The following is a 15,055-nucleotide window of genomic DNA, read 5'->3' as shown; positions in this document are numbered from 1 at the left end:
CAGCCTATTTTTTATTTTAAACGGATTGATAGCTGATGATTTTATAGCCACCCTTTTTTCCCGTATACATAAGTGTCATCAAATTGCTTGTCACTCATAAAGAGATATAAAATACCTTCAATAAAAGGAATAATAGAAGCCGCTCCTAAGGTAACAACATTCAGAACCAACTGAATGATTCCTTCTTTCGTATAGCCAAGATAAAATTTATTTAAAGCCAGCCATCCTACAAGAATTCCCAATATAGCAGCAGGGATTTTCTTCTCCGAACGGTAAGGTATATTGCTTTGCTGGTTTTGCGCATTTTCTGTTTTTGTATAACCGTAATTTTCCATTTCTTAGTATTTGTGATTGATATGTTTTATGATAAGTAGCTTAAAATGATGAAAAGTTACAAGAAGCAAATGATGAAAAGAGGAAAAGATTAATTTTTTTATGACAATTTTATGATTTTACCTTTTCTCTTTTTTACTTTTTCGGCTCTCTGCGAGTTTATATTTTTGATATATTTGCCCTATGATTTTACGAGGAGAAAACTTAATCAAGGAATACGGTCCTAAAAAAGTTGTAAAAGGCGTTTCTGTACAAGTTCAACAGGGAGAAATTGTTGGTTTGCTGGGTCCAAACGGAGCAGGAAAAACTACATCGTTTTATATGATTGTAGGGTTGGTTAAGCCTACTTCAGGAAAAATTTTTCTGGACAAACAGGAGATTACTACAGATGCTATGTACCGCAGAGCCCAAAAGGGAATCGGGTATCTTGCGCAGGAAGCTTCGGTTTTCAGAAAGCTGTCTGTGGAGGAAAACATCATGGGAGTATTACAGTTGACGAAACTTTCAAAGCGTGAACAGCAGATCAAATGTGATGAACTGATTGAAGAGTTTTCTTTACAGCATGTCCGTAAAAACAGAGGAGATCTTCTTTCCGGAGGAGAAAGACGTAGAACCGAAATTGCCCGTTGTCTTGCTACAAGCCCAAACTTTATCCTTCTGGATGAGCCTTTTGCCGGGGTAGACCCGATTGCAGTAGAAGATATCCAGAAAATTGTAAGAAGTCTTGTTGATAAGAACATTGGAATTCTGATTACCGACCACAACGTACAGCAAACTCTTGCCATTACCAATAAAACCTATATCATGTTCGAAGGAAAGATCCTGAAAGAAGGACTTCCCGAAGATTTAGCAAATGATCCGCAGGTAAGAGAAGCCTATCTGGGTGAAAACTTCGTTTATCAGAGTATTTTGGATAAACCTAAAAAGAAGAAATACGCTTATAACATCTGGGCAGGTAATTTTGATTCAAAAGTACAATTGCAGGGATTTGTGGATGAAAATTTCAAACAGTTTGATGATCTGAGACTGATGTACGGTTTTGAGGATATTGGCTTTGCCACATTAGCTAATTCTGAAATTGAACATATCTTTAATGATGTCGTAGATAAGAATGCCAACAACTCATTTGTTTTCCAGAAAAAGGAAATTAATTCTCAATACTCTCTGGAACAGGCAGAAGCTGAGTCTAAAGAAGCTAGCAGAAAAGAGCTGCACTACCTTACAACTTATCTATTTGAAGGATAGATGGATGATCTTTATAGATATGAAGATTTTCAAGTAGGAACCAAAGTTTTTTTGGATCATGAATACGGTATTATAGTGAATGTAAAGTTTCATGAAAATTCAACTGTAGTCCGTTGGGATACATCTCTTGAAAATGATTTTGAAGATTGGTCAGGAATGTGGGGGTCTTTTGTACAAATAGGAGGACATATAATTGATCCAAACTATCGATTCAAATACATCAATGACGATGGTACATTGAAAGACTTTTAAATAAATCCTACATGAACAGTTTAATAATAATTCGTACCTTTTTCTTTTGAAAGCGGTACGTTTTTCATTTTAAAATGATTTCTATCTATGGCAAAACCCTTTAACAGAACTGTTACCCTATTCGGCATCTATAAGCAGCTTGTTCCTTTTATCAGACCCTATCGTCCCATGATTTATGGTACCTTATTTCTTACTTTTCTGGGAGCTCTGGCAGCACAGGTCAACCCGATTGTTTTGAAATATACGGTGGATGAGGTGACCAAGCTTACTCATCTTCCGCATCCGATGTCAGAAGGAATTCATATTCTCATCATTATTTCTATTATTTTATTGGGAAAAGAACTTCTAAATATTTTTATCAACTTCGGGCAGAAATTTTATGGAGAAAAAATCAGGATTAATGTAAGTTCCGTATTGGCACAATCGGCGATTGATAAAATTCTGACCTATAGAGTTGCTTATTTCAACGATGAAAACCATGAGTCCGGGAAATTACAGATCAGGATAGACCGCGGAATAGAAAGTTTGACAAAGCTGGTTCAGAATTTCTTTATTGATATTCTGCCTCTTTTTTCCAATGCCATCATTGCGCTGATCATTATGTATATGCAGAATGTGTATGTAGGACTTGTTTCTACGATTATTGTTCCGATTTATTTTTATATCAGTTCGCTACAGGCAAAGAAACTGAACGGAGTTCGCCGCCAGCTTAGAAATCAAAGAGAAAAAAAGACATCCGGATTGTTGAACCTGATCAATTCCATTATGGTGATTAAAAGTTTTGTCCGGGAAAAATTTGAAGGAAAAAAACAATACGATCTTCAGATGGAGTTAATGGAAAGTCAGATGATCACAAGGAAAACCAACTTTATTTATGATGGATTAAAAACTTTTATAGAGCAGTTCGGAGTAGTTCTGATTATCCTTTTAACCGTTTATTTGGTGTTGGATCAGCAGATGACTATCGGGGCAATCATGCTTCATATTATGCTTTTTAACAACGTTTCTGCTCCCATTCGCCAGCTTCACAGGATTTATGATGACATGAACGATGCCATGATCTATGCTGAAGGTTATTTTGATATTCTGAATGCAGATAATGAAACAGAATCCAACGGTAATTTTGTAGAAAAAGAAATCAAAGGAACTTTTGAACTCAAAAATGTTGATTTTACCTATCCCAATGGTACAAAAGCATTGCATGATGTTTCCATGAAAATTGAAAACGGAAAAACGACCGCTTTGGTAGGATTAAGCGGAGCAGGAAAGTCAACGGTCATTAATCTTTTATGTAAATTCTATCTTCCGGATTCCGGGGAAATTCTTTTGGATGGAGTCAATCTTAATGAATTTGACAATACTTTTCTGAGAAGTGATCTGGGGCTGGTACTTCAGAGAAATCATATCTTTCAGGGAAGTATAGAAGATAATATCCGATACGGAGATATGAATGCCAGTTTTGAAGAAATTGAAGAAGCTGCAAAAAAAGCGTATCTGCATGAACAGATTATGGATCTCCCTGACAAATACCAGCATGATGCAACCCAGCTTTCCGGGGGACAGCAGCAGAGAATTGCGATTGCAAGATTGTTTCTTAAAAACCCTCCAATCATCTTTTTGGATGAACCAACAGCCAGCTTAGATGCTATTGCTACCGAACAGATTAAAAACTCTCTGGATGCTATAAAAGAAGGAAGAACAGTGATCATCATTTCTCACTCGCTGTCACAGATTCTTGATTCTGATATCATTTATGTCATGAAAAAAGGAAGAGTAGTTGAAAATGGAACCCATGATGAATTGTACAATAAAGAAGGAACCTATCGTGAGATTTTTGATGCTTCAGCCCGAAGTTTAAACCTCGATAAACTGGTGAATACATATAAAGAAAACTAAATAAAAAACTCAGCAACCATGCTGAGTTTTTACATTGTTGTGATAAAATTTAATGTACTTTTTCCGGAACCTGATAAGTTCCTACATCTGCTCCGAAAGCGATATTAATTCTGTTGTAACTGTTGATGGCAATTACAGCCATTGTTAAATCTACCATTTCAGTTTCAGAGAAGTAATGACTTACTTTCGTATAGATTTCATTACTCACTTCTTTACCATTCAGAGTCGTTAAAGTTTCAGCCCAAAGCAATCCAGCTTTTTCCTTATCCGTATAAAATGAGCATTCTCGCCAGGCGCTTACCAGAAAAATTCTCTGTTCTGTTTCTCCTTTTGCCATTAATTCTTTAGAATGCATATCGAGGCAGAAAGCACATCCGTTCATCTGTGAAACCCGGAAGTACATCAGTTCCAGAAATGAATTGTCCAGTGAGGAATTTTGTACCTGAAATCCCATAGTATGAAGTGCATTTACAGCCTTGTTCCCGATTGCAAATGCGTTGATTCTTTGTGACATAATATTTGTTTTTGTGATTAATTATGTGACAAATGTAGAAGGTAATTTCCCTGATTTTTTTTACAAATGATAAATTTTATAAGGAAAGATTTTAAATGCTGGATGATGGGAGCTGGATGATGGAAGTTACTATTAGGTAAATGATATATATTCAACCTTCAATAACTTCCCTCTTTCAGCCTCCAGCAAACATTCCCCTAAAGCTTCTGTGCTCTGATTCTGCTTAACGAAACCTGAGTAATACCAATATAATCTGCCATATCTCCAAGGCTGATACGCTGAATAAGATCTGGTCTCTGTTTCAGGAAATTATGATAGCGTTTTTTTCCATCGTCTTCCAGCATCTCACTGATTCTCCCCATCATATTCACCGGAGCTTTGGAATAAAGCTTACTGAAAAGTGTTTCTGCAGTATGGTATTTTTTGCATAATCTTTCAATGACGTCCCTGTTTATACGGAGAACTTCGGTAGGTTCCAGAGCAACGATCATATATTTTGAAGGTTGTCCGGTAAGAAAACCACTTAGTTCTGCAAAAAAAGCATTTTCAGCAAAAAAGGTCATGATAAAATCTTTATCGCCATTATCAAAGAATAGTTTTACCAATCCTTTTTCTATAAAATAAAAATATTTGCAGGTTTCATCAGCTTTTAACAGAAAATCTCCCTTTCTGTAAGTTTTGGATTCCAGGCTGGAAACAAGCCCGTCTATCACTGCCTGTTCTGGTTTTAAAATTTTTTCAATAAACTGAACAAAATGAGTATGAAGCATAAAGAAGAGACTGTTTGATGAAAAATAAAATTAATAAAAAAGCCGTTCCATTTCTCAAAAAAGAGTTTTAGCTTTGTTACATAATGAACGATCACTATCTAAAAAAACTCGATCGGGTAACTGCCATTCTTACCCAGTTACAGTCTAAGCCTATTGTGCGGGCACAGGATCTGGCTGAAAAGTTCGATGTAAGTATCAGAACCATTTATCGTGATGTGAAAACCCTGGAAAATGCGGGAATTCCTATTGTAGGGGAAGCAGGTAACGGCTATTCTTTAATGGACGGTTACAAACTTCCTCCCATTATGTTTACGAAAGAAGAGGTTTTAAGTTTTATTACTGCTGAAAAACTGATGCAAAAATTTTCTCACCAAAGTTTGGGTAGTCATTATCAGGAGGCCATGGAAAAGGTACGCTCGGTATTGCGGAATTCTGATAAAAATCTGATTCAGAATATTGAAAAGCAGATTGATGTTTTCAGTTTTCATACAGATTCCGGAGACTCCCTTAAAAATGTAATTCCTATTATTCTTGAAAGTATCGCAGAGAAAACCCAGCTCAATATAAGATATAAAACCGTAGACGGAAGGGTAGATAACAGAACTATCGAAACGGTTGGGATGTTTTTTGAATTTAATATTTGGTACATCATGGCATACTGTACATTGAGAAAAGATTTCAGACAGTTTCGAATCGATAGGATTTTAGAAATTTCAAAAACACAGAATCCTTTCTTACAGGAATACGGACAGGTAAATGATTACCGTAAAAAATCAAACGGAAATAAAGTTAAAGCCAAACTTCTGGTTGACAAAAAGATAATGAATCACCTGGTAAATTCTAAAAAATACTATGGACTGACAGAAGAAGTGGAAACCGAAAATGGAGTAGAGCTTACTTTCGAAACAGAATGGATCAATGACGGATTTCCCCGCTGGCTTATCACTTTTGCAGACTATGCCACTGTTCTGGAACCGGAAAGTCTTCGTACACGATTGAATGAACTGCTGGCGAAAATGATTGGAAGACATCAATAATAAACCCCAACAAGACAGCTGTTGAGGTTTAAAGACTTCATTGAGGCAAATAAATGAAATGGTTAATAAGCTAAGGGCAAAATTGCAAAAAAGCTAAATTTGTTTTGTCGCAAAAATGATATGAGTTGTTGAGTTTAAAGAAAAGTTATTATTTATAAATGACATCGTAATTATAATTCTTCTTATAGTTTCCGTCTTTTTGCAATTTTACCTTTTCGTTTTTTATTAAAATCTTTCCCAGAAGAAAGGAGGTTCAATTCCTAAAGCTCTCAGATAAACATATCCTTGTCCACGGTGGTGAACTTCGTTGTCTACAAAATAAAGAATGTTCTGATATACCGGGAATTCATACTCTCCAAACAGATTGAAAGTTTCCTGGAAACGCTCCTCAGAAATCAGGTTAAAATAATGGTTAATCACACTTGTTTCTTCATCCCACTTTTTTAAAAGTTCTTCTTTTGTTTTTGGATTGAATGCTTCTTCGTTATAAGCTTCCATAGTTCCTTCCACAATTCCCTTTAAAGCGGGTCCACCAATACCGATCAGTTCTACTGCAAGTTTAGCAAACGGTCTCATTCCGCCTACTGAAAATTCGAATAATTCTTTTTCAGGAAAAGATTCAATCACTCTTCTTGTAAGATTTCTGTGTCCCTGCCAGTCATTTAATAGCTGTTCAGAAGTCATGAATTGTTTAGTGGCTGTTGCTGTAGTTGTCATAATGTTATTTATTTTGTTTGTTGTTGATACAAAGGTAAGAGAGGATTATGACAACAGTTTGTCAGTAGGATTTTTGATTTTGAAAAAATATTTTTTTTATCTTCAAATATTGGCTCCACTTTTGCGTTAGAAGAGTAGTGTATTACTAAAAAAAATCGCAATTAATAGAATTATGAAGAAGTATATCTTGCCTGTTGTCACTGCTTTTTTAGTAGTATCATGCAATAAGATAGAGGAAAAAATTGACCAGACTGTTCAGAAAACAACAGAAACTGTGCAGCAGAAAGCACAGCAGGCTGTAGAAGAAACGGTAAAGAAAACAGTCAATGAATCTATAAATTCTCTAACCAATTCTGAGGATGTTAAATTGAATACCGTTTTCCCTGGTGCAGGAGCTTCTATTGTTTCTGAAGAAAAAGGGAAGAAAATTAAAATTCCCGGAAGATCTGAAGGGTATATTTTTAAATACAAAGCAGATATTGCGGTATTACTCCCGTTTCTGGAAGGCCAGCCAACTTCCGATGAAAATAAATCTGATAAAACTGCCCGTAAGATTGATGGGCAGAATATCATAGATAAAATAAGTTTTCTATCAAAATTCCTTCCTGATAATACCTTTGATGCCAGTATTCTGGAAGATATTAAATCCGATAAAAACATTCAGTATTATAAACTGAAAAGATTTCCCAACAGTAGTACAATTATCTACAACCCAAAAAATCAGACCATCATACAATACGTAGAGGTAAATAAATAATTTGGATATGGCCGGTTTCTCCCGGCCATTTTTTATTCCTATTCATTGCAAGTTATAAGCGAAGCAATCTCAACCCATTGAAAACTACTTATCAAAACGAATAAAGTCATGTTTATTTCTGATGTTAGCTAATTGATTTTTTTACACAAATGTGATGTTGTTGATTTATTTTTTTTCATGTTATTAATAAATTACCTTATGTTTTGTGGATTAATTTTTGTTTTTACGAAATGGTACAATTTTGGCAAATATGAAATTGAATTATTATTGTATATTTTGTTTTTGTATTTAATATTAATTTTTTCACTAGATTTATTGAATAATTAACAATTGAAATGAAGAATAATTTATTTAATGGAAAAATCTATGCATTAGTATTAAGCGGAGCTGGTGCAATGGGATATGCTCAGGACAGCATAAAACAAAATAAAATAGATGAAGTGGTGGTTACCACGGGTAGAACGAAGCCCAGAACCATCATTACCTCAGCAATTCCTATTGATAATATTTCGGCAGTACAATTAAAATCCACAGGCCAGGTAACTTTTGATAAAGCTCTAACCTATGCCGTTCCCTCTTTTAATTCATCACAGCAAACTGTTTCTGATGCAACGGCTCATTTTGATCCTGCAGATTTAAGAGGATTAGGGCCATCCAGAACATTAGTTTTGGTTAATGGTAAAAGAAAAAATCAAAGTGCTTTAATTTATGTAAATGATACACCGGGAAAAGGTGAGGTAGGTACGGATCTGAAAAGTATTCCATCTGCTGCCTTACAGAATGTAGAGGTGTTGAGAGATGGTGCATCTGCACAATACGGTTCTGATGCTATTGCAGGAGTGATCAATATTATTCTTAAAAACAGCGTTGGAAAAAGTACAGTCAATCTTTTTTCAGGAATTACTTCGAAAGGAGACGGCTTTAATATCGGAGCAGATTTTAATACAGGAATCCGGGTTGCTAAAAACGGAAGTCTGAATCTTACATTGGGATATTCTTCCCAAAATAAAACAAACCGCGCGGGTACAGTTACAAAAGATGAACTTTTTGGTGTAGATAATGCCTGGACGCAGGCTAACCCTGGTCTAGGGATGATCATAGGACAGCCGGAGACTAAAGTGGGCAATATGTTTGTCAATTTTGAGTTGCCAACAAGTGAAACAGGCAAATTTTATGCTTTTGGGGGTACAACTTACAGAAGTGGGACCAGTTTTGCTTTGTATAGAACTCCCTATTGGGTAACTTCAGATTTTGGTTTATTAACTCCACAAGGCCAACCTTACAATGGATTTCAACCGCAATTTAAAACAGATGTTTACGATTATAATTTAACCTCCGGGTGGAAAGGTATGTTTGGAAAATGGAATTTTGATGGGAGTGCAACCTTTGGCTCTAATGCCGTAGATTATGCTGTAGCAAATACCATTAATACATCTTTGGGAGTCAATTCACCAACCCGTTTTAGAGCAGGAGGTCATCAGTTTAGTAATATTATAGGAAACATAGACATCAACCGAAGTTTTGGTACGTTTGTGTTAGGAGCTGGTGTTGAAGTTCGTAATGAAAACTATAAAGCAAGAGCAGGAGAGGAAGCCTCTTATATAGGAACTGGTGCAGAATCATTTCCAGGGCTGCAGCCTCAAAATGAAGTCAATAAAAACCGTCAGAATATCGGAGCTTATTTGAATGCTGAATGGGATGTTACGAAAAACCTGCTAATTGGAGGAACGGTGAGATATGAAAACTTCAGTGATTTTGGAAATAATGTTTCATGGAAAGGAAATGCAAGATATAAATTGTTAGATGATAAATTGGTTTTCCGTGGATCTGTTTCTACAGGATTCCGTGCACCTTCATTACACCAGATTTATTATTCCAATGTTCAAACCAAAATTACAGGGAATACGGTAGCTAATCAGGGTACTTTTAATAATGACTCTCAAATTGTAAGATCAGATCTGGGCGTACCAAAATTAAATGCTGAGAAAGCTTTTAATATTACCGGAGGATTTGCGATAAAACCTTTTAAAAACCTGACGATCACAGCAGATTATTATAGAATAAAAATTAAAGACAGAGTACTTTTCTCAGGAGATATTGGGTACAAAACCGGAGCTCCGGGGAGTCCGGATCTAACAAACCCTGTGGAAGTAATATTAGACAATAACAAAATAACCTCCTTGAAGTTTTTCACCAATGCTGTAAATACAGTTACTCAAGGGGTAGATTTTGTAGCTAATTATAATACTTCTGCTATTGGCAAAGGAAGATTGGGAATTATTGCTGCTTTCAATTATAACGAAACAAAAATAGTAGATAATATTGCGGTTCCTCCTATTTTGGCTCAAAATGGTTACTCAGAAAACTTTTTTGACAGAAAAGAACAGTCCAGAATTATGACTGCAAGACCAAAAACAAAAACTATTCTTAGCCTTTCGTATGATATTTCAAAGTTTAATTTTAACTTTAATAATACTTATTTTGGTTCTGTTACATGGCAGCACGCCACTGATCCTGCCAAAGATCAGACATTCTCTGGTAAGGTAATTACAGATTTAGTTTTAACCTATAAAATCACAAAAGACCTTAAAGTTTCCGGAGTTGTAAATAATTTATTTAATATTTATCCGGATGTAATAGACAGCAAAGGAGATGTTGTAACAGATCTTGGAGGAAGGTTCAAATATCCTTGGGAAGTCAATCAGTTTGGATTTAACGGAACAACTTTTCAGCTGAATGTTAATTATACTTTTTAATCTATAAATAAAGGATTTGGAATTTGCTTTGTCATGCTTAACAAAGTGAAAGCAATTTCAAAAGATATAAAACCAACTTATGCAAACATTCCCTGACATTATTCTTAATGTCAGGGAATGTTTTTTCAAATAGAATAATAAGCTATTACTGCATTTTACTTTTTACATTGTACAAAAAAAGGTATTTTAGTAGTATGAAAATTTATACGAAAACAGGAGATAAAGGTCAGACTGCATTATATGGGGGAACAAGAGTTTCCAAAGCCAGTGCAAGAGTAGACAGTTATGGAAATATAGACGAGCTGAATTCATTCATCGGGATTGCAAAAAGTCATATCGAAGATGAAGAAGTATTGAGACAGCTGAAAAAAATACAGTTTGATTTATTTACGGTAGGTTCAGAAGCGGCTACACCTGTGGATAAGCTGATGCTGGCTAACGGAAAATCACGTCTTCCGATCATTATTTCAGAAACAGAAATTGAAGAGCTGGAACAATGGATGGATGCTTTTGAGGAGAAACTGGAACCGCTTCAGTATTTTATTCTGCCTGGTGGTGGAAAATCTGCGACTTTTTTACACGCGGCAAGAACCATCTGTAGAAGAGCAGAACGTTCATTGGTGTTTTTGAATGAATCAGAGGAAGTACGTCCTGAATTGATTAAATATTTAAACAGGCTTTCAGATTATCTTTTTGTATTGGCCAGATATATTTCAAAACTGAACAACGAACCGGAAGAATACTGGAACCCTAATGAGAGATAAAGCATTACTTTTCATCAACGGAGATGCTCCAAAATCATTACCTAATCCGAAAAATTATGGTTTAATTGCCTGTACAGACGGTGCTTTCCATTATTTAAAAAGAATGGGTTTTCCACTGGATAAGCTGGATTTTATTTCTGGTGATTTTGATTCACACTCCGGATCAGATGAAAATATGTATGAGGGAAAATTTATCCTTACGTTAGATCAGGAAAAAACAGATTTTCATAAAGCGTTGGAAATTATTCAGGAAAGAGGTTTTTCAGACATTGATGTTTTCGGAGGAAGCGGAGGTGAACAGGATCATTTTCTTGGAAATCTTACCGTTGCGTATGCATTCAAAGATCAGATGAAAATAAAATTTTATGATGAGTTTTCAGAATATTATTTTATTCCCAATCATTTTACCTTGAAAGGAATGAAAAATAAAATGATTTCTCTGTATCCGTTTCCATCAGTGAATAATATTACAACCAAAGGACTCAACTGGCCTTTGACTAACGAAATTCTAAGCATTACCTCCAGAATTGGAACCCGGAATTTTGCTGTTAAAGATGAAATTTCCATAGAATACGAATCAGGAGATCTTTTATTATTTGTAGGCATCAGAGCAATAGAGTACCCTGCAATTTATTAGAATGATTATTATCAATAGAAACGGGCTTCAGCCCGTTTAATAAAAATACACGAATCCATTGGCTTTAGCCAAAACTTATTAAAAACAATTGAATAAACTAATCAAAATATCAGTTTTCACTATTTCATTATGCTGTTTTTTCTCATGCAAAACACAGTATTTTGAAATACCCGAATATGGAAAAAATGAAACTGAAAAAGTGATTCAAATAAAGAAAGTAACGAATTTCCGCACTGTCGGAAATATCAAAAATGTAGATGGGAGAACCTTAAAAGAAGGGAAGTTGTACCGAAGTGCTCATCTTCATAAGTTTAAAAAGAAATCTTTTGACGAATTTGAAAAACAGGGGATCAAAGAAATTATTGATCTTAGAAATTCAAAAGAAATTGCTGAGAAACCTGATCAGCTGCCTTCAGAAATGGTTTATAAAAAATATTCAGCGTTTGAAGATGAAGGTGATCAGTTGGCTCAAGCCAGAAAACTGGTTCTTAAAGGCAAAGTAAATGCTTCCGATGCCGATAAAAGAATGATCGATTTCTACCGTGAATATGTTACAGAAAATCCGGAAATGATAAAAAGGATTGTTACAGAAATTCTGGAATCCAAAGATCCGATTCTCTATCACTGTACAGCCGGAAAAGACAGAACAGGAATTACAACAGCATTAATTCTTACAATTCTTAAATTTGATAAAGAAACTATTTACAACGAATATCTTCTATCCAATAACTACAGAAAAGACCTTGTTCAGAAGAGACTCCGTTTGGCCAATAACCTGCATTTCCTTTATCCAAAGATGGATTTGAAGGTGCTGGAAAAGCTGAGCTGGGTAGAAAAAAGATACCTGGATGCTGCTTTTGAGGAGATCAACAAAAAGTATGGGTCTGCAGATGCTTACATTCAGCAGGTATTAGGGATTTCAGACACCAAAAGAAGCGAGTATATTCAAAAGTTTACCTATTGATTATCAGAGGTAAATTTTTGTGAGATTTAATATTGAGTTTTAAATTAAAATTATAATAATTTTAACACCTAAAAATCAAACTTTTTTAGCAATTTTGCATTTCTTAATTCACTTGTTTAGAAATGAAAATAAAGTACTCGGAACTTATTGATCAGACATTGTATTTCCCTACAGAGGAATTTAATGTTTCTGAGAACAATTTGTTGTTTCACGATGTTCCATTGATGGACGTTGTAGAGCAATTTGGCACTCCGCTAAAGATTAGCTATCTGCCGAGAATTTCTCAAAATATTCAGAAAGCCAAAAGCTGGTTTAAAGAAGCTTTTGAAAAAATTGAATATAAAAAGAATTATACCTACTGCTACTGTACAAAATCCAGTCATTTCAATTTCGTATTGGAAGAAGCTTTGAAGAATGATATTTCGATAGAGACATCGTCAGCTTATGATATGGATATCGTAAAATCTCTTTATGAAAAAGAGAAGGTAGATAAAAGCATTGAGGTAATCTGTAATGGATTCAAAACTGATGATTATCTGACAAAGATTTCAGATATGATCAACAGTGGTTTTGAAAATATTACTCCGATTCTGGATAACTACAGAGAATTGGATAAACTTACAGAAAGCATAGATTCTACATTTAATATCGGAATCAGAATTGCATCAGAGGAAGAACCGAAGTTCGAATTCTATACCTCAAGATTAGGAATCGGATATAAAGATATTATTCCTTACTACAGCCAGAAGATCGCTGAACACCCGAATGCAAGATTGAAAATGCTTCACTTCTTCATTAATACCGGGATTAAAGATACTTCTTACTACTGGAATGAATTGTACAAATGTCTTCGTGTATATGCACGTTTGAAGAAAATTGCTCCTGAAGTAGATTCACTGAACATCGGAGGTGGTTTCCCAATCAAAACTTCTTTGAACTTTGATTATGACTATCAGTATATGGTGGAAGAGATTGTTTCTCAGATCAAAAAATTCTGTGAAGAAGAAGGAGTGGAAGAACCTAATATTTACACTGAGTTCGGAAGCTTTACCGTAGGAGAAAGTGGAGCGAATCTTTACAAAATCATTTCTCAGAAACGTCAGAACGACAGAGAAAAATGGAATATGATTGATTCTTCTTTCATGACCACTCTTCCTGATACGTGGGCTATTTCAAGACACTTTATCATGCTTCCGCTTAACCGTTGGGAAGATACTTATGAAAGAGTTTTCCTTGGAGGATTAACTTGCGATTCAGATGATTATTATAACTCGGAACAACATACCAACGCAATTTATTTGCCTGTTTTCAGTGATACCAAACCTTTGTATATCGGGTTTTTCCACACTGGAGCGTATCAGGAAACAATCGGAGGTTACGGTGGAGTACACCACTGCCTGATGCCTCAACCAAGACACGTCCTGATCCAGAAAGATGAAAACGGTGAATTGCAATATGAAATCTTCCGTGAAAAACAGGAACCAGAAGATATCCTTAAAATTCTTGGTTATAAATAAAAGTCATTGCGAGGAACGAATGTGACGAAGCAATCTAACCTTAATAATCTTAATCACTCAATGAATCTTAATGTTTTAAAATTTAACCATTAAGTTTTTGATTAAGAGTTAAGTCAAGTTAAGAATCTTCACTTCATTCAGATGATAAAAACAAATACAAAACAAAAGCTCTCAGATTTCTGAGAGCTTTTTTATTTAAAAATATGTTGAAATTTTATCCAGTTCCAATTCCTCATAATCAGAAACTACTGTATCTGCCAATGTATAATCCTGATTCTTGGAATGTGGGCTTCTGTACGCTGCACAAAAGATTTTTGCTCTGTGGGCTGCCAGAATTCCGTTGGTAGAATCTTCAATAACCATGCAATTTTCAACAGGTTCTCCTGCCATCTCTGCAGCCAGTAAAAAAACTTCAGGATGAGGTTTTGATTCTTTTAAATCTGCACCGCTGATCTTTCCACTGAAATATTTATCCAGTCCAAACTTTTCAAAAACCATATTAATCGTTACCATCGTAGCAGAAGAAGCGAGGATAAGCTTTATTCCGTTTTCGTGATAATGCTCAATCAGTTGTCTTACTCCCGGAATCAAATCAAATTCAGCATCATTATAAAAATAGTCTTTGAAATGAGACCTTTTGATTCCTGCGATGGCTTCATAAGTCTGATTCAAATTAAATTCTTTAATTAACGTCTCAGAAACTCTTTTGGTGGAAGCTCCGGTAAATGAGGTGTACAGGTCTTCGGAAACAGCAATTTCCAGTTCATCAAACGTTTTGAAATAAGCTTTTCTATGCAGTGGCTCTGTATCTACAATCACACCATCCATATCGAAAAGAACAGCTTTTAAAGGCATATAATGAGTTTTGTACAAAAATAGCTATTTGAGTTGAGAGT

Annotated in this window: 14 protein-coding genes and 1 pseudogene; 10 read left to right on the top strand and 5 right to left on the bottom strand. The window is 35.1% G+C overall.

Features of this window, described 5'->3' with window-relative positions; all coding sequences use genetic code 11:
- Window positions 1-41: 41 nt before the first annotated feature.
- Window positions 42-335 (bottom strand): TM2 domain-containing protein, encoded by a 294-nt coding sequence (locus CQ046_RS03845; protein ID WP_105701006.1) that lies wholly within the window; start codon window positions 333-335, stop codon window positions 42-44.
- Window positions 336-516: 181 nt separating this feature from the next.
- Here CQ046_RS03845 and lptB point away from each other — a divergent pair.
- The 3 genes and pseudogenes from lptB to CQ046_RS03830 form a co-directional block, all read left to right on the top strand.
- A pseudogene (gene lptB / locus CQ046_RS03840) lies at window positions 517-1,242 on the top strand (LPS export ABC transporter ATP-binding protein); the annotation flags it as partial.
- Between the two features lie 336 nt (window positions 1,243-1,578).
- Window positions 1,579-1,830 carry a hypothetical protein gene (locus tag CQ046_RS03835; protein WP_105701004.1) on the top strand — a complete coding sequence of 84 codons (252 nt, stop codon included), beginning with the start codon at window positions 1,579-1,581 and terminating at the stop codon, window positions 1,828-1,830.
- Window positions 1,831-1,998: 168 nt separating this feature from the next.
- Window positions 1,999-3,726 carry an ABC transporter ATP-binding protein gene (locus CQ046_RS03830; protein WP_105701132.1) on the top strand — a complete coding sequence of 576 codons (1,728 nt, stop codon included), beginning with the start codon at window positions 1,999-2,001 and terminating at the stop codon, window positions 3,724-3,726.
- A gap of 49 nt (window positions 3,727-3,775) precedes the next feature.
- On the opposite strand, the gene CQ046_RS03825 is transcribed toward CQ046_RS03830, so the two are convergent.
- Both CQ046_RS03825 and CQ046_RS03820 read right to left on the bottom strand, forming a co-directional pair.
- A complete protein-coding gene (locus tag CQ046_RS03825) occupies window positions 3,776-4,240 on the bottom strand; it encodes a carboxymuconolactone decarboxylase family protein (protein WP_105701003.1) in 465 nt (154 codons plus the stop codon).
- A gap of 197 nt (window positions 4,241-4,437) precedes the next feature.
- Window positions 4,438-5,010: a Crp/Fnr family transcriptional regulator gene (locus CQ046_RS03820; protein WP_105701002.1), complete on the bottom strand. Its 573-nt coding sequence runs from the start codon at window positions 5,008-5,010 to the stop codon at window positions 4,438-4,440.
- Between the two features lie 83 nt (window positions 5,011-5,093).
- On the opposite strand from CQ046_RS03820, the gene CQ046_RS03815 reads away from it, so the two are divergent.
- Window positions 5,094-6,047 carry a helix-turn-helix transcriptional regulator gene (locus CQ046_RS03815; RefSeq protein WP_105701001.1) on the top strand — a complete coding sequence of 318 codons (954 nt, stop codon included), beginning with the start codon at window positions 5,094-5,096 and terminating at the stop codon, window positions 6,045-6,047.
- A gap of 225 nt (window positions 6,048-6,272) precedes the next feature.
- Here CQ046_RS03815 and CQ046_RS03810 read toward each other — a convergent pair whose 3' ends face one another.
- Complete coding sequence (locus CQ046_RS03810; RefSeq protein ID WP_105701000.1) at window positions 6,273-6,764, bottom strand: DinB family protein; 492 nt, start codon at window positions 6,762-6,764, stop codon at window positions 6,273-6,275.
- Window positions 6,765-6,936: 172 nt separating this feature from the next.
- Between CQ046_RS03810 and CQ046_RS03805 the strand changes: the two genes are divergently transcribed.
- The 6 genes from CQ046_RS03805 to CQ046_RS03780 all read left to right on the top strand — a co-directional run bounded on the left by CQ046_RS03805 (window position 6,937) and on the right by CQ046_RS03780 (window position 14,159).
- Window positions 6,937-7,521 (top strand): hypothetical protein, encoded by a 585-nt coding sequence (locus CQ046_RS03805; RefSeq protein WP_105700999.1) that lies wholly within the window; start codon window positions 6,937-6,939, stop codon window positions 7,519-7,521.
- 335 nt (window positions 7,522-7,856) lie between these two features.
- A complete protein-coding gene (locus CQ046_RS03800) occupies window positions 7,857-10,277 on the top strand; it encodes a TonB-dependent receptor plug domain-containing protein (RefSeq protein WP_105700998.1) in 2,421 nt (806 codons plus the stop codon).
- Window positions 10,278-10,471: 194 nt separating this feature from the next.
- On the top strand, window positions 10,472-11,041 hold the full coding sequence (locus CQ046_RS03795) for a cob(I)yrinic acid a,c-diamide adenosyltransferase (protein ID WP_105700997.1): 570 nt from the start codon (window positions 10,472-10,474) through the stop codon (window positions 11,039-11,041).
- Entirely contained in the window at window positions 11,031-11,678 is a 648-nt protein-coding gene (locus CQ046_RS03790) for a thiamine diphosphokinase (RefSeq protein ID WP_105700996.1), read from the top strand. Before CQ046_RS03795 ends, CQ046_RS03790 begins: the two co-directional genes overlap by 11 nt.
- 88 nt (window positions 11,679-11,766) lie before the next feature.
- A complete protein-coding gene (locus tag CQ046_RS03785; RefSeq protein WP_105700995.1) occupies window positions 11,767-12,642 on the top strand; it encodes a tyrosine-protein phosphatase in 876 nt (291 codons plus the stop codon).
- Window positions 12,643-12,764: 122 nt separating this feature from the next.
- Window positions 12,765-14,159: an arginine decarboxylase gene (locus CQ046_RS03780; RefSeq protein ID WP_105700994.1), complete on the top strand. Its 1,395-nt coding sequence runs from the start codon at window positions 12,765-12,767 to the stop codon at window positions 14,157-14,159.
- Window positions 14,160-14,354: 195 nt separating this feature from the next.
- Here CQ046_RS03780 and CQ046_RS03775 read toward each other — a convergent pair whose 3' ends face one another.
- Complete coding sequence (locus CQ046_RS03775; RefSeq protein ID WP_105700993.1) at window positions 14,355-15,014, bottom strand: HAD family hydrolase; 660 nt, start codon at window positions 15,012-15,014, stop codon at window positions 14,355-14,357.
- Window positions 15,015-15,055 lie beyond the last annotated feature (41 nt).

This window comes from Chryseobacterium sp. MYb7 (genome assembly GCF_002979455.1).
Taxonomy (GTDB): domain Bacteria; phylum Bacteroidota; class Bacteroidia; order Flavobacteriales; family Weeksellaceae; genus Chryseobacterium.
Note: the sequence above shows the minus strand (reverse complement) of the source record. Positions and strands in the feature narration are given on the sequence as shown.